Source organism: Agrobacterium salinitolerans, from assembly GCF_002008225.1.
Taxonomy (GTDB): Bacteria; Pseudomonadota; Alphaproteobacteria; order Rhizobiales; family Rhizobiaceae; genus Agrobacterium; species Agrobacterium salinitolerans.
The window spans coordinates 1,055,709-1,075,882 of the sequence record NZ_MRDH01000006.1; the positions used below are offsets into that span (position 1 = coordinate 1,055,709).

Below are 20,174 nucleotides of genomic sequence, written 5' to 3' on the forward strand. Positions count from 1 at the left end.
CTCTTCAAAAGTCTTGGATCTCACGCCAAACGGTCACTGACCCATCGCCATCTGCGGCGCATCAACCGCCACGTTCCCGTGCAGCAGGTCATGAACGAACTCCATCTTCGCCACCACAGGCGGTGTCAGCACGAAGGGATAGAGGTCCGCCTCCCCCATGCTGCGCTGGATGGAATTGATGGCAACGCTGAGCGGTATCCAGGCCTTGACTAGCTGCGTGGCACTGCGGGCATTGTAGGGATCGAAGGTGACCTCCGCCGCCATTTCCTCGTGTCCGTCGGGGTCTATCGCCACACCGAAAGCGCGTGCGGTCTCCAGCGCATCGACGATATGCAGATAATGGGCGAAACATTCGGCGAAATCTTCCCACGGATGGACCGAGGCATAGGAGCTGATGAAATTCTCCTGCCAGTCGGGACGCGGTCCCTGTTCGTAATTGCGTTGCAAGGCGGCGGCGTAATCCTCGCGGTCGTCGCCGAAGACGGCGCGGCAGGCCTCCAGGCGGTTCTCATCCCGCACCAGCTTGTTCCAGATGAAGTGACCGACCTCGTGACGGAAATGGCCGAGCATGGTGCGATAGGGCTCATTCATATTGGCGCGCACCTGTTCGCGCGTCGCATCATCCGCTTCTGCGGCGCGGATGGCGATCAGGCCTTCGTCGTGACCGGTCATGGCGGGAATGATGGAGCCATCGGGCGCCACCTCATCCACCAGAAAGTCGAAAACGAGACCGCCGGCGGGATCAGCATCGCGGTTGGGATGTGGCAGGCCAAGTTTCAGGATCGAATAAAACAGATGCCGCTGGGCCTGGCTGAGACCGCGCCACTGCTCGACCCCCTCTTCCGTGGCAATGTCTGGCACCAGGCGATTATGGCTACAGGCCGGGCAAAAGGCGCTGGCGCTTTCCGCCGGCACCGACCAGTTGCAAATATCGTTCACCTCATTGGCGCAGAAGCGCACCAGCTTTTGTGGCTCCGCAATGATCTGCCAGTTCGGTTCACCCGCAGGTGCGAGCGCCTCCATGGACAGCCGTTCCGGCACGAAGGCCAGACGATGGCCGCAGGCGACACAGAAGCGATTGTCGAAATGAACAGGCTGGCCGCAGGACGCGCAGGAGAAAAGCTTCACGGATGACACCCTTGCTATGGTCGGAGGAGGAAGGCAGACATAAATACCGGCGTGACGAACGAGTCAGCCTTGGCCCACGCACGACAAGAGCGCATGTGCGATAACACATGCGCTCCACGCGCCCTATTGTGGGAGGGGCGCATCATTTCATGCAATATTACATGCGGTCGACAGCGCCCTTGACAGCGTCTTTCGCCTTGCCAACGGAGGACTGAACCTTGCCCTTGGTTTCCTGAGCGGCACCCTTGGCGCGCAATTCATCATTGCCCGTGGCTTCGCCGACGTTCTTCTTCACCTTGCCAGCAACTTCATTGGCTTTACCGGCGATCTTGTCAGATGTGCTACCCATATTACTTCTCCCTAGTTAAGCCGTACTTTCTGTACGGCTTTTCGGGTGAGTAACGTTGGGGATCAGGATTTGGTTCCAGTAAAAAACTATCGAGAACAAAGTGGGCTCAGGCGTGCCCGGCATCCGTGGAAAGCATACGGGGATCAACACCCATCAGGGCCAGCGCCCGCTCGTATTTATCGTCCAGGCCACGGTCGAAGATCAGCTCTTCCGCAGCGGGGCAATTCAGCCAGCCATTATTGGCGATCTCGTTTTCCAGCTGGCCCGGCCCCCAGCCGGCATAACCGAGCATCATGGTCGCCTTTTGCGGGCCGCGGCCGTTGGAGATGGCACGGACGATATCGAGCGTCGCCGTCAGCGAAATATCATCGCTGACCGGAATAGACGATTCGCTTAAGTAATCGTCCGAATGCAGCACGAAACCCCGACCGGATTCGACCGGGCCGCCGCACTGGATCGGAAATTCGCGGGTGCGGTTGGGCAGCATGATGGCATCGTTGCTGTCAACCAGCTTCAGATGCAGCAGGATATCCGTGAAGGTGATCTGCTGCGGGCGATTGATGATGAAACCCATGGCGCCGGCATCCGAATGGGCGCAGATATAGATCACCGAACGGGCAAAATTGCCGTCCTCCAGTCCCGGCATCGCCATGAGGAACTGACCATCGAGAAAGCCACGTTCGCGTTTGTCCATCAGGGTAGAAAAGCTCACAGGTGCCTCCAGCAGACCGCATTTCGTCATTGAACGAAAAACGGTATTCGCACTTCGACAAGGGATAGGATGCGACATAGTATCCGATCAATCAACCGAAAATGATGAACCGCACGAATTCGTAACTGGTCCGGAGTGCCATGTTGGGTTAGACGGGAAGCATGAGCCTCAGCCTATTCTTTCGATTTTCACATCTTCGCATTGCGGCCGCATTCGCCGCCTTCCTCGGCGGCGCGCAAGCCGCCCGGGCCGAAATTACCGACTGGGCGCGAAGCGAGGGCGGCCAGATGCGCGTGGCAAGCCTTGCCATGGATGCGGACGGCGTGGTGCGCGGCGTGCTGCAAATCGAGCCGAAGGACGGCTGGATTACCTATTGGCGCGAACCGGGCGAAGCCGGCATACCGCCGCAGATCACGCCCGACCCGGCAAGCGGCGTTAGCTTGACAACGATGGCCTATCCTGTCCCGAAACTGATCGAAAACGGCGGTATCACCGATATCGGTTATGACCACGCGGTCAGCCTGCCCTTTCAGCTGAAGGCCACGGACCCGGCGGCGAGCGGAACGATCAACCTGACCGCCTTCATCGGCGTGTGTCAGAATATCTGTATTCCGTTCGAGGCGAAATTTTCAATCGACCGCGGCAATGTTTCTGCTGATGATGACAGCGAGGAACGTCGTATTCTCGAAGAGGCACGCGAGACCCTGCCCGAAGCGGCCTCCGACGATTTTAAGGTCATTGATTTTCACATCACGCCCGACAAGACCATGCTCGGTGTGCAGCTGCAGCTCCCGGAAAATGCACCCAAGGAGACCGAGATTTTCATCGCCGGCCCTTCCGGTTTTGCCTATTACGAGCCGCAGAACCTAGTGCGCGACAAGCGCAAGCTCTCTTTCTACATGAACATAAAGGGCCTGCCGAAAACCTATCAGGTGCCAGGCAACAGCTGGCCAATCCTGGTCAAATCCGGCGACCGCGCAATGGAAACGATACTGAATTTTCCCAAGCCCTGAGCGGATGTCCGACAGTCGACATTTCAATTGAAAACCGCATGACAGATTTCATGTCCCTGCTCTATAGTCGCGCAAACCGAACGGCCACAGGAGCACGGACATGACGATCAAGATCGGCGATAAACTGCCTTCCGCAACCTTCAAGGAAAAGACGGCCGATGGCCCGGTGGAAACCACCACTGACGCGCTTTTCGGCGGCAAGAAGGTGGTTCTCTTTGCCGTTCCCGGCGCTTTCACCCCCACCTGCTCGCTGAACCATCTGCCGGGCTATCTCGAAAACCGCGACGCCATTCTCTCCAAGGGCGTGGACGATATCGCCGTCGTCGCCGTCAATGACTGGCACGTCATGGGCGCCTGGGCGCAAGCGTCGGGCGGCCAGGGCAAGATCCACTTCCTCGCCGACTGGGACGCTTCCTTCACCAAGGCGCTCGGCCTCGATGCCGACCTTTCCGGCGGCGGTCTCGGCGTTCGCTCCAAGCGATATTCCATGCTCGTAGACGACGGCGTGGTGAAGTCGCTGAACGTCGAAGAAAACCCCGGCCAGGCGACTGTATCGGCCGCCGCTGCAATGATCGAGCAGCTTTAAGAAGCTTATTCTTAAATACACAAATTCATACATCAAATATTAAGCAGGCCCGCGAACTTATCTTTCGCGGGCCTTGACGAATCATGCGCCAATAATGAAAATTATAATTGGAAAAAAGCAAATATTTACATGTTTAATTTTAGTTCATAAGAATATTTTGCTTTTGTTATATTCATATATCTGAACTGATGCGAATTATACTTACTTTAATATCCACCCGCATCACGTAGATAAAAATCTTCAGGGGTATTGATGCGACGGATTACAGCACCGGTGGCGCGGAGCAACCATGTCTGAGAAACGCCCCGGATCGGCCCCTTTTTTCAGCGGTAGACTTGGCGATCTGACCCGGAGAAATCGTTTTTCTGCACATCGACGCATATTTGCGCGCAAAAATCACGGTCGCTTTGCTGCCCACTTGAGGGCATTTGCACAAAGTGGGGCCCGATCCTGTCCGACCAGCGCAATCGATCTTTCGCGATATCTTTCCGGTATGATCGCAATGCTGATCGCAGCCGGATGGAGCCAGACGGCAAATGCCGGCGATCCCGAGGATTATCCCTATGTGCGCCGGCTGAGTGAAACTGGAAGTTTCACGGTCAGCGACATCAGCGCCAATGGGTCTATCGCGGTTGGATACTCCAGTACCAGCAGCGGACCACGCTCTTTCCGCTGGGATACCGCGAGCGGCGGCCTGTTCTATGTCAACGACATGACCGGTACAAGCCGAGGCCGCGCCGAGAAGGTGAATGCCGATGGTTCGGTCTTTATAGGCACCCTGAGCAGCGGCCAGGCTTTTCGCTGGAGCGCGTCAACGGGAGCGTGGAACCTCGGCGCACTCGGTGGGGACCGCCAATCCACCGCAAGGGACGTCAGTGATGACGGTTCCGTTGTTGTTGGCGGGTCGGGGGCAAACGAGACGCAGAAAGCGTTCCGCTGGTCGGCGGCGACAGGCGCCATGACCGCGCTCGACATGCCCCCTTATACGGTTTCATCCGTTGCCCATGCCGTCAATGCTGACGGTTCAGTCATCGTCGGCCAGTATTATACGGCGATCGGCACCCATGCTTTCCGCTGGACTGCGGCAACCGGCGTCGCACACGACATGGGAACCCTGCCTGGCTCATTCGACGCCCGTGCCGTCGCCGTCAGCGCCGATGGTTCTCTTGTCGCAGGAGAGTCGAGATTCGTCGTTGATACCCCTTTCGATGAATTGGAAGACAGGATGAGCGACGGCTATACCTCATCGTCTTTCCCATATTCCCGGGACGATTTTTCGTTCGGAAGCGATATAATTTCCGTGGACGAATGGCGCGGCTTCCGCTGGAACGCAACCACCGGCGTCATGCAGCCCCTCGGCGCGATTGGCAGCAGCGGCGGTTCCAGCCCCTATGCCATGAACGCCGACGGCTCCGTCATCGTCGGCGCTTCGCAGGCCGGCAGCCGGCAGCGCGGCTTCCGCTGGACGGAGGCGACAGGCATGGTTTCCGTCGAGGACTGGCTGCGCGGCAACGGCGTCACCGTCGTTGCCGATTTCACCCACAATGCCACCGGCGTCAGCGCCGACGGCAATATCATTGTCGGCCAGACGAAAAACAACACGCCTTACATCGCCCGTATCGTGCTTGCGGACACCGGCACGATGGAACCGCGCACCAATCTGAGTGACGTGGATACGGTAACATCTACAGATTCAGGGAGTAGCGGCAGACAACCGCGGGGAATCAATCTCACCGGCGAGTCGGGCACCTCGACTACTCCTTCGACATCGTCCGGCGCCTCCTCTCCATCGTCTACGTCACCTACGTCATCTACGTCACCTACGTCGTCAACGTCGTCAACGTCGTCAACGCCATCTACGCCATCTACGTCGTCAACGTCCGCCCAGCCCTCCGGCTCTTCCAATGCGTCCACATCTCCCACAACCGCGACATCTTTGGCAGCGCCTGCATCTGCTGCACCTTCTGCATCTGCTGCACCTTCTGCATCTGCTGCACCTTCTGCATCTGCTGCATCTGCTGCACCTTCTGCACCTTCTGTTTCCCCACCCGATTCCGCCGCCAAGACTGGCCATTCCGTCCTTCCCGCGCGTTCCGGTATCATCGATCTCGATCAATATGCCCGGACGCTGGCAGCCAGGCCGAATGCCGGTATTGGCCTCGACATTGCCAATACCGTTCTCGACGGTGCTCATGGTGCGCCGATGCGCAGCCTTCTGGAGCCGGGCCGGCAATCTTTTTCCATCGTCAGCGATGTTGGGCACAACGACGGTCGCGACACGGCTGGCGGTTTCGGTGTTGCCGATATCGGCTATGGCATCGGGCTTGAAGGTGATGCAACCGCGCGCATCGCCTTCGGCGGCCTCTACGACCAGCGCGATATAAACACCGGCGGTGACTTCATTCACAGGGGCTTCTACATCGCACCCGAAATCAGCATGCCGCTCGCTGGCGGCCTCTACGCCACCGTTGGCGGCTATTATGCACCCGGCAGGATGTCGATCGAACGCGGCTACCTCAATGGCGGCGCGATGGATTATTCGCGGGGCGAAACCGATCTCAATGTCTGGGCGGCGAAACTACGCTTCGACTGGCTGTATGCGTTCTCAATCGGCGGATGGAAGCTGACGCCTTATGCAGGGGCGACCTATGCCAAAGCCGAGATGGGCGCCTATGCGGAAACCGGTGGCGCGTTCCCAGCGCTTTTTGATGCGAGCGGCGAGCAATCCACCATCATTCGCGCCGGTCTCGATGGGGTAACTGATCTCAGCGACTCAATCCGCATCATGGCACGCGCCGAGGCGGGATATCGGCTGGAAAAGAAGACGGCAACGACCACGGGCGCCATTGACGGGCTGATGGGGTTTTCCTTTTCCGGACGGGATATCGACCGCTTCTGGTTACGCGGCGGCATTGGCGCGGAATTCGATGTGGCGGGCGGCACAGCGTCGCTGAACCTCAACGTCACCAGCGAGGGCGGCGATCCAGACCTGTGGGTTCGCACCGGTTGGAAAATCACTTTCTGACGGGCCGCCTGACTTTAGACATTCATGTCGAACACCAGAAGCCCGGCAAGGCCACCATCGGTCAGCGACACCAAACGTTCCCCCACTTCGAGATGCTGCGGATGGGCGAGATAGTCGTCGCGGGCCTCGGGGCTTTCCAGGGTGACGATAAAGCCATCGACGAAACCGCCATTCAAGCCTTCGGGCGAGACATTCTGGCCGTATTTCACATCGATGATGCCGGGTATCACATCCTTCAGGGCGGCAATCGCCTCGAATATCGCCTGTTTCTCAGAAGAGGCCGTTGCAGCCTTGAAGCGTAGAAATACACAATGCAGGATCATCCGGATTTCTCTCCTCCGTTTGGCGCTAACGGAGCGCCCCTTGACGACAAGATAGGTCGGGTTTCGGTTTTCACAACCCCCGAGAAAAGGGCCGCTGGCGCGGATTTACCCGGCCCGAAATAGAGCAGGCCTGCGTTACCGGCGTTTGAAGGGCTCCATGCCCTTTCGCGCCAACTCGTCGGCGCGCTCGTTTTCCGGGTGGCCGGCATGGCCCTTTACCCAATGCAGGGTGACCTTGTGACGTTCCTGCGCCGCCTCCAGCGCCTGCCATAGCTCGACATTCTTGACCGGCTTGTTATCGGCGGTTTTCCAGCCCTTTTTTTTCCAGCCGAAAATCCACTTGGTGATGCCATCTTTCACATAGGCACTGTCGGTATAAAGATCGACCTCGCAGGGGCTTTTCAGCGCATTGAGCGCCGAAATCGCCGCCATCAGCTCCATGCGGTTGTTGGTGGTTTCCGCCTCGCCGCCAGAGAGTTCCTTCTCTACCTCGCCGTAGCGCAGCACCGCACCCCAGCCGCCCGGACCGGGATTGCCGGAGCAGGCGCCATCGGTGAAAATATCGACGTGCTTCATTCGCCCGCCAGCCCATATTCGGCGACAGTGACGATGGAACGGTGGAACCGCAGCTTGCGCAGATATTCCAGCGGGTCCTTCTTGACCACCAGCGCGCCCTCCGGCGTCGTCAGCCAGTCATAAAGGCGGGTGAGGAAGAAACGCAGCGCCGAACCGCGCGCCAGAAGCGGCAGCGCCTCTAGCTCTGCTTCGCTGAGCGGCCGCACCGACCGGTAACCTTCCAGCAACGCCTTGCCTTTGGTGACGTTGTAAGCGCCATCCTTTTCGAAGCACCAGGCGTTGAGGCAGATCGACACATCATAAGCGAGCAGGTCGTTGCAGGCGAAATAAAAGTCGATCAGGCCGGAGAGTTCGTCACCGAGGAAAAACACATTGTCCTGGAACAGATCCGCATGGATGACGCCAGCCGGCAAATCTTTCGGCCAATGGGCCGCGAGATAATCGATCTCAGGACGGATCTCATCCTTCAGGCCCTTCTCCACCTCGTCGGCGCGCGCTTCGGACTTGTCCCACAGCACCTTCCAGCCTTCGACGGAGAGCGCGTTCGGCCGCTTGATCTCGAACCCCTCGCCGGCCAGATGCATGGCGGCCAGCGCCTTGCCGACTTCGCGGCAATGTTTCGCTTCCGGCTTTCTCAGCCACATGCCCTCGAGAAAGGAGATGAGCGCCGCCGGCCGGCCCGACAGCTCTCCCAGCAGTTCTCCATCCTTACGCGGCAGCGGCAGGGGGCAGGACAGGCCTTTGGCGGCCAGATGCTGCATGAGGCCAAGGAAGAAGGGCAAATCGGATTTCTCCACGCGCTTTTCATAAAGCGTGAGAATCAGCGGGTCCTTGGTGGTATGCAGCAGGAAATTGGAGTTTTCGACGCCTTCGGCAATGCCCTTGTAGGAGGTGAGGCTGCCGACGTCATATTGCGTGAGGAAATTCCTCAGATCATCTTCGGTGATGTCCGTATAAACTGCCAATTTCAAATCTCTTGATGAAGGATGGAGTGGAAATCTCGAGAGGAGGTGACGCAGGAGAGACGGAAACCGCCCGCATTCCGCGCCATCCCGCTTCAGATACTGGCGGCGGTTTTCGGCGGCAGCGCATCATTGGCGTTGCCGTTCACGAAAGCCATGTCGTCCGTCGTCAGCTCAATGCTGCGCAGCTCGCGATTGACGAGGAAATGTTCCGTTTCCTCAACCGTCACGGCGAGATCGAGCGTCGTATCGAAGCGCGCCTTGAAGGCTTCGATGATCTCATCGACGATGACCTCCGGTGCAGATGCGCCGGCCGAAAGGCCGACGGTGCGGATATCGCCGATTTCATTCCAGTCGATTTCCGAAGCCCGCTGCACCAGCACGGAGCGCTTGGCACCGGCCCGCAGCGCCACTTCCACAAGCCGCTTTGAATTGGAGGAATTGGGGGCGCCGACGACGATGAAGAGATCGCAGCCGGGGGCCGCCTGTTTCACCGCGTCCTGACGGTTGGTGGTTGCGTAACAGATGCTGTCGGCGGCGGGTGCCTGCATGGCCGGGAAACGTTCCTGCAGCCTGGCGATGACGCCGGCCGTATCATCGACCGAAAGTGTCGTCTGGGTGACGAAGCCGAGATTTTCGCGGTCCAGTGGCTCGTAGCGGTCCGCATCTTCCACCGTCTCGATGAGCGAGACAGCGCCTTCGGGAAGCTGGCCCATGGTGCCGATGACCTCGGGGTGGCCGGCATGGCCGATCAGCACCACATGGCGGCCAAGCCGCTGGTGGCGCATGGCCTGCTTGTGGACCTTGGAGACCAGCGGGCACGTCGCATCGAGATAAAACAGGTTGCGCGCCTGCGCATCTTCCGGCACGGATTTCGGCACGCCATGGGCAGAGAAAACCACCGGCTGCTCGCGATGCTCGGCGGGAATTTCATGCAATTCCTCGACGAAAACCGCGCCCTTGGCTTCCAGCCCTTCCACCACATAGCGGTTATGCACGATTTCGTGGCGAACATAGACCGGCGCGCCATAGGCCTTCAGCGCCAGCACGACGATCTGGATCGCCCGGTCCACGCCCGCGCAAAAGCCGCGCGGTCCGCACAGCCTTATCGTCAAAGGGGGTTTGGAAACGGCGATGTTCATTCCAGCTCCTTGGCCTGTTCCTTGGGCCGTACGTCATGGCCTTGCCCGACAAGCTGCCTTACCGGGCGGGCTGCGCTTTATTCACCCTGCGCCTTGCCGTTCCGGAAATAGGCAAAACCGGCGACGATGACAAGGGCCGCCGCCAACCCATACCACGTTATCGCATATTGCAGGTGATTGTTGGGCAAATCTATCAGCGTCACGCCGCCCTGCGGCCAACCGCCCGGATTAGGCGCGCTGTCAGCATCCACGAAGAGGTTGACCAGCCGCTCGGGCGGGATATCGGCGCTGGAGGCCATGGCCGCCAGATCCTTCCAATAGAAAATGTTCTTGGCGATATCGTTATCAGGCAGCATCGAGGACGGTTTTGCGACCAGCGGCGCGCGCGAAAGCCCGATGATCGTCACCTCACCGGCAACCTGCCCGTCGGGCCGTTTTGACGGTTCCTTCATCTCAAAGGGCACGAAGCCGCGATTGACAAAGAGAATGCGGCCATCGGCAAGCGTCAGCGGCGTATAGATGTAATAGCCGGTTCGCCCCTGATGGGTGGCGAAGAAATGTCGCTCGCGGGCGTGATCGAAGGTGCCGGAAAGTCTGACCGTGCGGTATTCGATATCGCCGCCGCTTTTCGCGATCGCCTCTATGTCGGAGAGCGGCACCGGGCTCGCGCTCCGCCGCTCCTCGATATCTCCAATCAGCGCCTCTTTCCAGTAGAGACGCTTCACCTGCCAGGTGCCGAGCCCGAGAAGAATGGCAAGCGCCAGCAGCACCAGCGGCGCAGCGAACCAGACCCGCCTTTCCGCCGCCTTCATGTGGGAAACGTCATTCACGATCAAGCCTGCCTTCGCTTGCATTGTTACGGTATTGCAGCGCGATCATGATGCCCTTGAGTTTGCGCAGCAGCACCAGGGAGACAATCACCGTAAACGGCAACCACAGCAGGATATGCACCCAAACGGGGGGCGAAAAACGCTGATCGAACCAGAGCGCCAGCCCAACGACCAGAAAACCGACGATCAGCATGACGAAAACCGCCGGGCCATCGCCCGCATCGGCAAAACCGTAATCCAGTCCGCAGGCGCTGCAGGCGGGTTTTAGGGTCAGAAAGCCATCGAACAGCCGGCCGTTTCCGCAACGCGGGCAGCAGCCCTTCAAGCCCACCTTGATAGGGTCCACCGGCGCGAAGTTGCCGTTTGATGGTTCAGACATGATGACCTCCTGCGAAGTTGGCCAAAGCCCGAGGGTGACGTCGAGTCTCTTGGAAGCTTGCCTCAAAACCCGGGCACTTGTTTGTTACTCGACGGCGCCTCGTATTTCTTCTCCCCGCCGGGGAGAAGGTGGCCCGAAGGGTCGGATGAGGGGGCTAGCTATCGGTCAATCTCTACCCTTGCCCCCCTCGTCCCGCTGCTGCGGACTTCTCCCCGGCGGGGAGAAGAAACAAGTGAGACCCGCTCGCTCGACAAGCCATGCCCTGCTTGGGGCGAGACTCTATCCGATCCAATCAGCCGTGCAGCGGCGCGCCCCAGCCACCCCAGATATAGATGGCGAAGAACAGGAACAGCCAGACGACGTCAACGAAGTGCCAGTACCAGGCAGCCGCTTCGAAGCCGAAATGCTGCTTGGGTGTGAAACCGCCGCCAATGGCGCGGAACAGGCAGACCAGCAGGAAAACTGTGCCGACAAAGACGTGGAAACCGTGGAAACCGGTGGCCATGAAGAAGGTCGCGCCATAGATCGAATTCTTGAAGTCGAACGGCGCGTGCATGTATTCGTAAACCTGCACGGTGGAGAACAGGACGCCGAGCGCGACGGTGAGCAGCAGACCGCTGATCAGGCCCTTGCGGTCATTGTGCAGCAGGGCATGGTGCGCCCAGGTGACGCAGGTGCCCGACAAAAGCAGGATGACGGTATTGTAGAGCGGCAGGTGCCAGGGATCGATCACCTCGATGCCCTTGGGCGGCCATTGCCCTCCGGTATATTCGAGGCGCGACGCCTGAATGGCCTCGTGCGGGAAGAGGCTGGCATCGAAATAGGCCCAGAACCACGCCACGAAGAACATCACCTCCGAGGCGATGAACATGATCATGCCGTAACGCAGGTGAAGCGAGACGACGCGGGTGTGGCTGCCCTCATGGGCTTCCTTGATCGTGTCGGACCACCATGCGTACATGGTGTAAAGCACGATGACGAGGCCGATATAGAACAGCCAGGGATTGGCCAGTTCCGCGCCGAACAGCTTGAAAGAGCCGCCCGACAGGTAACGCATGTAACAGACGCCACCGAAGGTCAGGATGAAGGCGCCGATCGAGGCCAGAAGCGGCCAGGGGCTTGGATCGATAATGTGGTAGTCGTGGTTCTTCTGATGCGTATCTGCCATTGCGACAATCCCCGAATGTCTCTTCCCTGATCCGGCCTCGGATAAAAGGCCAGATCTCCTCTCACAATTTACTTTCGCCAGATGAAGTCTTTACCGGCAAGGACGCAACCGGTTTTTCGGTTTTCGCCGGATAAAACGTATAGGACAGCGTTAAAGTATGAATGCTCTTGGTTTCGCGCGCCGTGGCGATGTCAGGATCGACGAAGAAAACCACCGGCATCTCCAGCGTTTCACCCGGCTGCAGCGTCGTTTCGGTGAAGCAGAAGCACTCCACCTTGTTGAAATAGGCGCCCGCTTCCATCGGTGTGACATTGAAGACGGCCGTGCCCGTGGTCGCCACGGATGAGCGGTTCGTCGCCTTGAACATGACCTGCACCGTTTCACCGATCTTCGGCGAGACCTTCCTGTCGATCGGCTGGAAATCCCAATTGAGGCCGTTCGAGGTGTTGGCGTCGAAGGTCACGTTGATGGTCTTGTCAAGGATGACGTCGGAATATTGCTCGACGCGCTGGGTGGTGCCGTTATAGCCGGTGACACGGCAAAACAGCGTATAAAGCGGCACGGCGGCATAGGCCATGCCGATCATGGCGCAGAAGAACACGAGACAAAGCACGAGGATAGAGCGATTGCTCACCTTCTGTCTGACGGTTTCTGCTGTCTGCGCTTCCATATTCGCCATGTCCTCCTCCTCTCCCCTCAATCAGCGCATCAATGCGAGCCGATCTTGATGATGGTGATGATATAGAACAGCACCACCAGACCGGCGAGCAGGACGCCGAGAGCGATGTTGCGCCCGCGTCTCGATTTTTTCTGCGCCGTGCTTAGTTCCACCGTTTCCATCACAGGACTCCCGACATGGCGGCCTTCAGGGCCGGCGCGAAATGATCGGCCAGAAGGCCGGAAAAAATAGCAAAAAGGTAAAGCACCGAGTAGGCGAACATCTTCTTGGCCGGCAGCATCTTCTCGTCGCCTTCAGGCATGCGACGGACATCGAGCGAACAGTAAATGAAGATGGCGCTCAGGACGGCGGCGAAAATGCCGTAGCCGGCGCTCGCCAGACCCGTGAAATAGGGGGCGACGGCCGCCGCCGCGGTCAGCACCGCATAAACGATCATCTGGTTCTTAGTCGAGCGTTCGCCGGCCACGTTCGGCATCATCGGAATACCGACGGCGCCGTAATCACGCATCTTGAACAGCGCCAGCGCCCAGAAATGCGCCGGTGTCCAAAGGAAGATGATGAGGAACAGGATGATGCTGTCCAGCGAAACGCCGCCGGTGACGCAGGCCCAGCCGAGCATGGGCGGGAAAGCGCCGGCCGCACCGCCGATGACGATGTTCTGCGGCGTCGAGCGTTTCAGCCACATCGTATAGACGACGGCGTAAAAGAAGATGGTGAAAGCGAGCAGACCAGCCGAGAACCAGTTGACCGCAAGGCCGAGGATGACCACCGAAAAGGCCGAGAGCGTCAGTCCGAAGGCCAGCGCCTCGCGCGGCGCGATGCGGCCGGACGGGATCGGCCGTCTGGCGGTGCGGCTCATCACGGCATCGATATCGGCATCGTACCACATGTTGAGCGCGCCGGATGCACCGGCGCCAACGGCGATACAGAGAATGGCGATGATGCCGAGGATGGGATTGATTTCACCCGGCGCCAGCACGAGGCCGGCAAAGGCCGTGAAGACGACGAGCGACATGACGCGCGGCTTCAGCAATTCGAAATAATCGCGCGCGCCGGCTTCCGAAAGTTCGGAGCCCTTCACGCCCAGCATGTCGCGATTGTCGATAATGCTCATTTCCTGTCCTGTTTTCCTTCAGGTGCCGCCTGTCGCGACATCCCCTGCACCGGCCCGAAAAACGAATGTGATTTCCGGCATGCGCGATGCGTCAATTCATTGGCCCGAACGTCCCGGCATGGGCGATATCCGGAACAACCAATACCATTCATTTGCCCGGCCTGTGACCGCGCCCATCCCGCCATTCGTCTGCGCTGCTCATACATAAACGCCAGACTTGGCATTTATCACGTCCGGGGCATGTATCATGTCGGACGATATGCTTCGCTTGGACAAAATGTCACGCGGCAGCGGGCATTACCTGCCTAGAGCTTTTTCGCGTTTCTTCGAAACACGAAAGCACTCCAACTCTTTGTTTCGAGGCATTTCCGGACGGAAAACCGGGTTCCACTTTTCCTGGAAATGCTCCAAGGGAAACGGCGCTGGCCAAGGCCGCACCGTTCCTTGTTCTGAGCGTCCGGAATTCGCGAACCCTGCCCGCGCCTTCCGGCCCGCGCATCAGCGAATGCGCGGTAGCTGTTCCCACTGGTGGTAGGGCGGCGGCGAAGACAGCTGCCATTCGAGCGTCGTCGCACCTTCACCCCAGGGGTTGTTGCCGGCGATCCGCTTCTTGGCGAAGGCTTCCCATACGCAGAAGAGGAAGATCAGCACGCCGACGGCCGAGATGTAGGAACCGTAGGACGATACCATATTCCAGCCGGCATAGGCATCGGGATAATCGATATAGCGGCGCGGCATGCCGGCAAGACCGAGGAAGTGCTGCGGGAAGAACACGAGGTTCACGCCCACGAACATGACCCAGAAATGCAGCTTGCCGAGGAACTCGCTATACATGTAGCCGGTGATTTTCGGGAACCAGTAATACCAGCCGGCGAAGATCGCAAAGACGGCGCCGAGCGACAGAACGTAGTGGAAGTGCGCCACCACGTAATAGGTGTCGTGCAGCGAACGGTCGAGACCGGCATTGGCGAGCTGGACGCCGGTGACGCCGCCGACCGTGAACAGGAAGATGAAGCCGATCGCCCAGACCATCGGGGTCGAGAAGGTCAGCGAACCGCCCCACATGGTCGCAATCCACGAGAAGATCTTGATACCCGTCGGCACCGCGATGACCATGGTGGCGAAGACGAAGTAGCGCTGCGCTTCGAGCGACAGGCCGACCGTGTACATGTGGTGCGCCCACACGATGAAGCCGACCGCGCCGATGGCGACCATGGCATAGGCCATGCCGAGATAACCGAAGACCGGCTTCTTGGAGAAGGTGGACACGATGTGGCTGATGATGCCGAAGCCCGGCAGGATCAGGATGTAGACTTCCGGATGGCCGAAGAACCAGAACAGGTGCTGGTAAAGGATCGGGTCACCGCCGCCTTCCGGCGAGAAGAATGCCGTGCCGAAGTTGCGGTCGGTCAGAAGCATGGTGATGCCGCCTGCCAGAACCGGCAGCGAAAGCAGCAGCAGGAATGCGGTGACCAGAACCGACCAGGCAAAGAGCGGCATCTTGTGCAGCGTCATGCCCGGGGCGCGCATGTTAAGGATGGTGGTGATGAAGTTGATCGCACCGAGAATCGACGACGCGCCTGAAACGTGCAGCGCGAAAATCGCCAGATCCACCGCCGGTCCCGGCATGCCGTTGGTCGACAGAGGCGGATACATCGTCCAGCCGCCGCCGACGCCGTAGGCGCCCGCAGGACCCTCGACGAAGAGCGAGAGAATGAGAAGGATGAAAGCCGGAACGATCAGCCAGAAGGAAATGTTGTTCAGGCGCGGGAAAGCCATGTCCGGAGCGCCGATCATGATCGGGATCATCCAGTTGGCGAAACCGCCGATGAGCGCCGGCATGACCATGAAGAAGATCATGATCAGCGCATGCGCGGTGGTGAACACGTTGAACATATGCTTGCCGCCGTCGATGGCGGCGTCACCCTCGAAGCCGTAGACCATGGACGCCAGACCGTGGAAGATCTGGATACCCGGCTCCTGAAGCTCCATGCGCATGACCACGGAAAGCCCGCCGCCGACGATGCCGGCGATGATCGCGAAGATCAGGTAAAGCGTGCCGATGTCCTTGTGGTTGGTCGACAGGAACCAGCGGGCGAAGAAGCCCGGCGTATGGGAATGATGCGCATCATGCGAATGATCATCATGAGCGTGTGCGGAATGACCATGCGAGTGATGATCGTCGTGTGCGGAAGGTCCAGCCATTGTCCTCACTCCAGAGTCAGTTGGTTTCGTTGGCGGCGACGTCGAGCGTGCGCGGAGCGCCATCGACCGAGGCCATCAACGCCCGGTTCGCACCGTTCAGGTCAGAAGCGGCGGCGGAGAGCCAGGTGTTGTACTGCTGTTCGGAAACCACCCGAATGGCGATAGGCATGAAGGCATGGTCCTTGCCGCAAAGCTCGGAACACTGACCATAATAAAGGCCCTCTTTTTCCGCCTTGAACCAGGTTTCGTTCAGGCGGCCAGGAACGGCGTCGATCTTGACGCCGAAAGCCGGCATGGCGAAGGAATGGATCACATCCGTCGGCGCGGCGGTAACGAGCAGGCGAACGGTCTTGCCGACCGGAACGACCATTTCATTGTCTACCGCCAGAAGTCGCGGATAGCGGGCCTTGTCTTCCTTGCCGGCGGCGGCGCGATCCTCATCCTTCAGCAAGTAGCTGTCGAAGGAAAGGGGTTCCGCACCTTCGGCGGCCGTATATTCATAGCTCCACAGCCATTGCGTGGCGGTCGCCTTCAGCGTCACGTCGGGGTTTTCCGGCTGCGTCAGCTGCGCGTTCAAGAGATTGAACGAGGGGAAAGCAAGGAACAGGAGAATGAGCACCGGCGCCAGCGTCCAGACCACTTCGATCGCCGTGTTATGGCTGGTTTTGGAAGGCACCGGATTTTTCGCGGCGCGGAATTTCAGGGCGACGACGATGAGCAGCGCGAGAACGAAAAGCGTAACCGGAACAATGAACCAGAGCGTATATTGTTCAAACCAGCGTATTTCGTGCATGATCGGCGTGGCGGCCTCCTGCATGCCCATTTGCCAATGCACCGGCTGATCGGCGTGGGCGCCGACAGCCGTGAGCAGACAGGTCATCCCCGCCAGTGCTGCGTAAATCCTATTCGTCACGGTACCCTCTCCCTCACGCGTCTGATCCAGATCAATCACAGACGCAGAATCCATGCTTATGTTACTAACTTCAAACCACAGTTTGTCCTCTGCCGCAATATGCGTCGGGACACGGATGCGCCCCAATTTTGCCATTGGTCAATCCGCAGCGACTTTCTCTCACCCTGCACCTCACCGGGCCGACCGAACGCGGTTTCAAACAGCCCAGTTGCGACAAAGCCCCTTGTCACAGCCGGTTTTGCCGCCAGTTTCATCGCCGGATAATGAATGCCGCGCCGGGCAAATCAGACGCCCATACCGGAAGACAGGTCCTATTTCCGCCCAACTCCGCTGGAATTGAAGTCGCTAGGCTTTTTTTTCCGGATTATGGCGTCAAAATAGCCGCACTGATTCGAATCCCAGAGGTATCCATGCGTCTTTCCCCGCTCGCGCGCACTTTTCTTGCCGCCGCCGGTCTTGCAATCATCGCTCCCGCTGCCGCGGCGCTGGCGCAACAGCAGCCGCCCGGCACGCCGAAGTCGACGCACGGAGCATGGTCGGTCATCTGCGACAAGCCGGCAGGCGCATCCGAAGAACAATGCGCGCTGATGCAGAACGTGATCGCCGACGACCGCCCGGAAGTGGGGCTTTCGGTGGTGGTGCTGAAGACAGCCGACCGCAAGTCGCGCATCCTGCGCATCCTCGCGCCGCTTGGCGTGCTTTTGAAGGATGGCATGGAGCTTTATATCGACAATAATAATATCGGCCGCGCCTATTTCACCCGCTGCTTCTCCGAAGGCTGCTATGTGGAAGTGGATATTGACGACGAGCTGCTGAAGGTTCTGCGCGCCGGCAAGAATGCGGTTTTCGCGCTGCGTGAAGCCGTGGATCAGGATCGCGTCGGTATTCCGATCGAGCTTTCCGGCTTTGCCGAGGGCTACGACGCGCTTCCTTAAAGCCCGCCATTGCCGGACAGCCTTGCGTCCGTCCGCTCCAGTGCCTAAATCGGTCACTGAACGATAATGACTGGAGCCTCCCATGACCGACGATCTTGTAAAACTCTTCGATTGCGACGAGACGCAATTGCGCAAGCTCGTCGGCGAGGCGCTCGCCGGCGCTGACGATGGCGAGCTCTTCATCGAACATGCCCAGGCCGAATCGCTGACATTCGACAACGGCCGGCTCAAGGGCGGCTCCTTCAATACAGACCAAGGTTTCGGCCTGCGCGCCGTTGCCGGGGAGACGGTGGGCTACGCCCATGCGGGCGAGCTTTCGCAAGGCGCGTTGAAGCGCGCTTCGGATGCGGTGGGCGCGGTGACCAAGGGTTATTCCGGCTCCTATGCCGCAGCACCCCAGCGCACCAACAAGAAGCTTTACGGCGACGAGAACCCGATCGGCAGCCCGAGCTTCGAAGAGAAAGTGAAGCTGCTCACCGATATCGACGCCTATCTGCGTGATAAGGATCCGAACGTTCGGCAGGTGACGGCGACAATTTCCGCAAGCTGGCAGGTGGTGGATATTCTGCGCGCCGACGGCCATCGCGTCAGCGACGTCAGGCCGATGACGCGTATCAACATTTCGGTGGTGGCGGGTGAAGGCGACCGGCAGGAAAGCGGCTCCTATGGCATCGGCGGCCGCGTCGGCTTTGGCGATTTCATCACCACGGAAAACTGGCAGCGCGGCGCGGATGAGGCGTTGCGGCAGGCGCTCGTCAACCTCACCGCCATCGATGCGCCGGCTGGCACCATGGATGTGGTGCTCGGCTCCGGCTGGCCGGGCGTCATGCTGCATGAGGCTGTGGGGCACGGTCTGGAAGGCGATTTCAACCGCAAGAAGACCTCTGCCTTCGCTGGTCTGATGGGCGAAATGGTCGCAGCACCCGGTGTCACCGTCGTCGATGACGGCACCATCGACAGCCGGCGTGGGTCGCTGACCATCGACGATGAAGGTACGCCTTCCGGCTATAACGTGCTGATCGAGAACGGCAGGCTGGTCGGTTACATGCAGGACCGGCAAAACGCCCGGCTGATGGGTGCGACGCCCACGGGTAATGGCCGTCGGCAGGGTTACGCCTATGTGCCGATGCCGCGCATGACAAATACTTACATGCTCTCGGGCGATAAAACGCCGGAAGAGATCATCGCCTCCGTCAAGAAGGGCATCTACGCCGTTTCCTTCGGTGGCGGCCAGGTGGATATCACCTCCGGCAAATTCGTGTTCGGCTGCACCGAGGCCTATCTCATTGAAAACGGGAAGATCGGCGCGCCGGTGAAGGGCGCGATGCTGATCGGCAACGGGCCGGATGCGATGAAGCGCGTCTCGATGATCGGTAACGATTCCAAGCTCGATACCGGCATCGGCAATTGCGGCAAGGCCGGACAATGGGTGCCTGTCGGCGTCGGTCAGCCGCATCTGCGCATGGATCAGATCACCGTCGGCGGTACCAAGGCCTAGTTCCGCGGCGCATGGTCGGTTGCGGGAAACATCGAACCTGCCGCGACAGTCCTCACCCATAGCGTCGCCATCCCAGCCCATGACCCCGCACATGGCTGCCATGATGAGGTTTCCTCTGGCGTGCGGCCGGGAAGACGTTAAGATCACCCCTTATGGCAGGCCCCTCCTCCCATCCCGGGCCTGCGCGGCAAAGGAGACCATGACCATCATACGAAATGCCCTCGTTCCTGAACTTGCCGTCAGCGACTGGCAGAAAAGCCGCGCTTTTTATTGTGACCTGATCGGTTTTCATGTGGTCTATGAGCGCCCCGAAGAGGGTTTCACCTATCTGGCGCTAGGCGACGCAGAACTGATGATCGACCAGATCGGCGCAACACGGACCTTCGTGGCGGGCAATGCCTCGCTCGATACGCCGTTTGGCCGCGGCATGAACCTGCAGCTCGCCGTTCCTTCCCTGCAACCCATTCTTTCCCGGCTGGAGCGATCCTCGATTGACCTCGTCATGCCGCTGGAGGAAAAATGGTACAGGCGCGGCACGGTCGAAGTAGGCAACCGGCAATTCATTGTCGCAGATCCCGATGGCTATCTGATCCGCCCGTTCGAAAGCCTTGGCGAACGTCCCTTCCGGTTCGGCTGA

At 59.4% G+C, this 20,174-nt stretch carries 21 protein-coding genes; 6 read left to right on the forward strand and 15 right to left on the reverse strand.

Annotation, left to right across the window (positions count from 1 at the left end; all coding sequences use genetic code 11):
• Positions 1-33: 33 nt before the first annotated feature.
• From BS627_RS09310 to BS627_RS09320, 3 genes are all read right to left on the reverse strand, one after another.
• Positions 34-1,128 carry a zinc-binding metallopeptidase family protein gene (locus BS627_RS09310; RefSeq protein ID WP_077983032.1) on the reverse strand — a complete coding sequence of 365 codons (1,095 nt, stop codon included), beginning with the start codon at positions 1,126-1,128 and terminating at the stop codon, positions 34-36.
• Between the two features lie 157 nt (positions 1,129-1,285).
• Positions 1,286-1,477, reverse strand: coding sequence for a CsbD family protein (locus BS627_RS09315; protein ID WP_077982800.1), 192 nt, complete (start codon positions 1,475-1,477; stop codon positions 1,286-1,288).
• A 106-nt stretch (positions 1,478-1,583) separates the two neighbouring features.
• Complete coding sequence (locus tag BS627_RS09320; RefSeq protein WP_077983033.1) at positions 1,584-2,189, reverse strand: YqgE/AlgH family protein; 606 nt, start codon at positions 2,187-2,189, stop codon at positions 1,584-1,586.
• A gap of 161 nt (positions 2,190-2,350) precedes the next feature.
• Between BS627_RS09320 and BS627_RS09325 the strand changes: the two genes are divergently transcribed.
• From BS627_RS09325 to BS627_RS09335, 3 genes are all read left to right on the forward strand, one after another.
• Positions 2,351-3,202, forward strand: a complete 852-nt coding sequence (locus BS627_RS09325) for a protein-disulfide reductase DsbD domain-containing protein (protein WP_077982801.1) — start codon at positions 2,351-2,353, stop codon at positions 3,200-3,202.
• Positions 3,203-3,302: 100 nt separating this feature from the next.
• The gene (locus BS627_RS09330; protein ID WP_077982802.1) at positions 3,303-3,788 is read left to right on the forward strand and encodes a peroxiredoxin; all 486 of its coding nucleotides are present in this window, start codon (positions 3,303-3,305) and stop codon (positions 3,786-3,788) included.
• Positions 3,789-4,290: 502 nt separating this feature from the next.
• Positions 4,291-6,813, forward strand: coding sequence for an autotransporter domain-containing protein (locus BS627_RS09335; protein ID WP_245307040.1), 2,523 nt, complete (start codon positions 4,291-4,293; stop codon positions 6,811-6,813).
• Between the two features lie 14 nt (positions 6,814-6,827).
• Here BS627_RS09335 and BS627_RS09340 read toward each other — a convergent pair whose 3' ends face one another.
• The 12 genes from BS627_RS09340 to coxB all read right to left on the reverse strand — a co-directional run bounded on the left by BS627_RS09340 (position 6,828) and on the right by coxB (position 17,071).
• Complete coding sequence (locus BS627_RS09340; protein WP_077982804.1) at positions 6,828-7,136, reverse strand: Dabb family protein; 309 nt, start codon at positions 7,134-7,136, stop codon at positions 6,828-6,830.
• A 135-nt stretch (positions 7,137-7,271) separates the two neighbouring features.
• Positions 7,272-7,712 carry a ribonuclease HI gene (gene rnhA, locus BS627_RS09345; RefSeq protein WP_060723001.1) on the reverse strand — a complete coding sequence of 147 codons (441 nt, stop codon included), beginning with the start codon at positions 7,710-7,712 and terminating at the stop codon, positions 7,272-7,274.
• Positions 7,709-8,677 (reverse strand): homoserine kinase, encoded by a 969-nt coding sequence (locus tag BS627_RS09350; protein WP_077982805.1) that lies wholly within the window; start codon positions 8,675-8,677, stop codon positions 7,709-7,711. Before BS627_RS09350 ends, rnhA begins: the two co-directional genes overlap by 4 nt.
• A gap of 92 nt (positions 8,678-8,769) precedes the next feature.
• A complete protein-coding gene (gene ispH, locus BS627_RS09355) occupies positions 8,770-9,816 on the reverse strand; it encodes a 4-hydroxy-3-methylbut-2-enyl diphosphate reductase (RefSeq protein WP_077982806.1) in 1,047 nt (348 codons plus the stop codon).
• 77 nt (positions 9,817-9,893) lie between these two features.
• Positions 9,894-10,628 (reverse strand): SURF1 family protein, encoded by a 735-nt coding sequence (locus BS627_RS09360; protein ID WP_077983034.1) that lies wholly within the window; start codon positions 10,626-10,628, stop codon positions 9,894-9,896.
• A gap of 10 nt (positions 10,629-10,638) precedes the next feature.
• Entirely contained in the window at positions 10,639-11,025 is a 387-nt protein-coding gene (locus tag BS627_RS09365) for a DUF983 domain-containing protein (protein ID WP_077982807.1), read from the reverse strand.
• 292 nt (positions 11,026-11,317) lie between these two features.
• Complete coding sequence (locus tag BS627_RS09370) at positions 11,318-12,193, reverse strand: cytochrome c oxidase subunit 3 (RefSeq protein ID WP_077982808.1); 876 nt, start codon at positions 12,191-12,193, stop codon at positions 11,318-11,320.
• 61 nt (positions 12,194-12,254) lie between these two features.
• On the reverse strand, positions 12,255-12,872 hold the full coding sequence (locus BS627_RS09375) for a cytochrome c oxidase assembly protein (RefSeq protein WP_077982809.1): 618 nt from the start codon (positions 12,870-12,872) through the stop codon (positions 12,255-12,257).
• Positions 12,873-12,901: 29 nt separating this feature from the next.
• Positions 12,902-13,033 (reverse strand): hypothetical protein, encoded by a 132-nt coding sequence (locus BS627_RS24940; RefSeq protein ID WP_077982810.1) that lies wholly within the window; start codon positions 13,031-13,033, stop codon positions 12,902-12,904.
• On the reverse strand, positions 13,033-13,986 hold the full coding sequence (locus BS627_RS09385; RefSeq protein WP_077982811.1) for a heme o synthase: 954 nt from the start codon (positions 13,984-13,986) through the stop codon (positions 13,033-13,035). Before BS627_RS09385 ends, BS627_RS24940 begins: the two co-directional genes overlap by 1 nt.
• 498 nt (positions 13,987-14,484) lie before the next feature.
• Positions 14,485-16,191 carry a cytochrome c oxidase subunit I gene (gene ctaD, locus BS627_RS09390; protein WP_077982812.1) on the reverse strand — a complete coding sequence of 569 codons (1,707 nt, stop codon included), beginning with the start codon at positions 16,189-16,191 and terminating at the stop codon, positions 14,485-14,487.
• A gap of 16 nt (positions 16,192-16,207) precedes the next feature.
• Positions 16,208-17,071: a cytochrome c oxidase subunit II gene (coxB, locus tag BS627_RS09395; RefSeq protein ID WP_077982813.1), complete on the reverse strand. Its 864-nt coding sequence runs from the start codon at positions 17,069-17,071 to the stop codon at positions 16,208-16,210.
• Positions 17,072-17,514: 443 nt separating this feature from the next.
• On the opposite strand from coxB, the gene BS627_RS09400 reads away from it, so the two are divergent.
• The 3 genes from BS627_RS09400 (at position 17,515) to BS627_RS09410 (ending at position 20,174) form a co-directional block, all read left to right on the forward strand.
• Positions 17,515-18,039, forward strand: coding sequence for an invasion associated locus B family protein (locus BS627_RS09400; RefSeq protein WP_003521101.1), 525 nt, complete (start codon positions 17,515-17,517; stop codon positions 18,037-18,039).
• A gap of 82 nt (positions 18,040-18,121) precedes the next feature.
• Positions 18,122-19,537 carry a metalloprotease TldD gene (gene tldD / locus BS627_RS09405; protein ID WP_077982814.1) on the forward strand — a complete coding sequence of 472 codons (1,416 nt, stop codon included), beginning with the start codon at positions 18,122-18,124 and terminating at the stop codon, positions 19,535-19,537.
• Between the two features lie 199 nt (positions 19,538-19,736).
• On the forward strand, positions 19,737-20,174 hold the full coding sequence (locus BS627_RS09410) for a bleomycin resistance protein (protein ID WP_077982815.1): 438 nt from the start codon (positions 19,737-19,739) through the stop codon (positions 20,172-20,174).

Coding starts and splice junctions, on each gene's coding strand:
- BS627_RS09315 (WP_077982800.1), bottom strand. CDS start 1,477: ATGGGTAGCACATCTGACAAGATCGCCGGTAAAGCCAATGAAGTTGCT.
- BS627_RS09325 (WP_077982801.1), top strand. CDS start 2,351: ATGAGCCTCAGCCTATTCTTTCGATTTTCACATCTTCGCATTGCGGCC.
- BS627_RS09330 (WP_077982802.1), top strand. CDS start 3,303: ATGACGATCAAGATCGGCGATAAACTGCCTTCCGCAACCTTCAAGGAA.
- BS627_RS09335 (WP_245307040.1), top strand. CDS start 4,291: ATGCTGATCGCAGCCGGATGGAGCCAGACGGCAAATGCCGGCGATCCC.
- BS627_RS09340 (WP_077982804.1), bottom strand. CDS start 7,136: ATGATCCTGCATTGTGTATTTCTACGCTTCAAGGCTGCAACGGCCTCT.
- rnhA (WP_060723001.1), bottom strand. CDS start 7,712: ATGAAGCACGTCGATATTTTCACCGATGGCGCCTGCTCCGGCAATCCC.
- ispH (WP_077982806.1), bottom strand. CDS start 9,816: ATGAACATCGCCGTTTCCAAACCCCCTTTGACGATAAGGCTGTGCGGA.
- BS627_RS09360 (WP_077983034.1), bottom strand. CDS start 10,628: ATGAAGGCGGCGGAAAGGCGGGTCTGGTTCGCTGCGCCGCTGGTGCTG.
- BS627_RS09365 (WP_077982807.1), bottom strand. CDS start 11,025: ATGTCTGAACCATCAAACGGCAACTTCGCGCCGGTGGACCCTATCAAG.
- BS627_RS09370 (WP_077982808.1), bottom strand. CDS start 12,193: ATGGCAGATACGCATCAGAAGAACCACGACTACCACATTATCGATCCA.
- BS627_RS09375 (WP_077982809.1), bottom strand. CDS start 12,872: ATGGCGAATATGGAAGCGCAGACAGCAGAAACCGTCAGACAGAAGGTG.
- BS627_RS24940 (WP_077982810.1), bottom strand. CDS start 13,033: ATGGAAACGGTGGAACTAAGCACGGCGCAGAAAAAATCGAGACGCGGG.
- BS627_RS09385 (WP_077982811.1), bottom strand. CDS start 13,986: ATGAGCATTATCGACAATCGCGACATGCTGGGCGTGAAGGGCTCCGAA.
- ctaD (WP_077982812.1), bottom strand. CDS start 16,191: ATGGCTGGACCTTCCGCACACGACGATCATCACTCGCATGGTCATTCC.
- coxB (WP_077982813.1), bottom strand. CDS start 17,071: ATGACCTGTCTGCTCACGGCTGTCGGCGCCCACGCCGATCAGCCGGTG.
- BS627_RS09400 (WP_003521101.1), top strand. CDS start 17,515: ATGCGTCTTTCCCCGCTCGCGCGCACTTTTCTTGCCGCCGCCGGTCTT.
- tldD (WP_077982814.1), top strand. CDS start 18,122: ATGACCGACGATCTTGTAAAACTCTTCGATTGCGACGAGACGCAATTG.
- BS627_RS09410 (WP_077982815.1), top strand. CDS start 19,737: ATGACCATCATACGAAATGCCCTCGTTCCTGAACTTGCCGTCAGCGAC.